This window comes from Rothia endophytica, from assembly GCF_928381505.1.
In the GTDB taxonomy this organism is placed as follows: domain Bacteria; phylum Actinomycetota; class Actinomycetes; order Actinomycetales; family Micrococcaceae; genus Rothia; species Rothia endophytica_A.
This window is the reverse complement of sequence record NZ_CAKMSJ010000036.1, coordinates 1-438: the sequence shown is the minus strand read 5'-3', so window position 1 is coordinate 438 and position 438 is coordinate 1. Positions and strand designations below refer to the sequence as shown.

Sequence of the window (438 nt, the reverse complement as noted above, 5' to 3'; positions counted from 1 at the left end):
GCATGATGCGGCTGCCCGTCGCCACGTCGGCCGCCGGCCTGAACGCCGGCTTTATCGGCGTGCCGCTGGACATCGGCACCAGCCACCGGCCGGGCGCCCGCTTCGGCCCGCGCCAGATCCGCGCCGAATCCTGCCTGATCCGCCCTTACAACATGGCGACCGGCGCCGCGCCTTTCGACGCGCTGCAGGTGGCCGACCTGGGCGACGTGCCCATCAACACCTACAACCTGCTCAAGTCGGTCGACATCATCGAGCAGCACTACGGGCCGGTCCTCGACGCCGGCTGCATCCCGCTGACCCTGGGCGGCGATCACACCATCGCCCTGCCCATCCTGCGCGCGATGAAGGCGAAACACGGGCCGGTGGCGCTGATCCATGTGGACGCCCACGCGGATGTGAACCCTGACATGTTCGGCGAGCGCATCGCCCACGGCACAC

1 protein-coding gene is annotated in these 438 nt (G+C 69.6%); it reads left to right on the top strand.

Features of this window, described 5'->3' with window-relative positions:
• A partial coding sequence (locus L6990_RS11830) for an arginase family protein (protein ID WP_237204375.1) occupies positions 1–438 on the top strand: 438 nt, incomplete at both ends.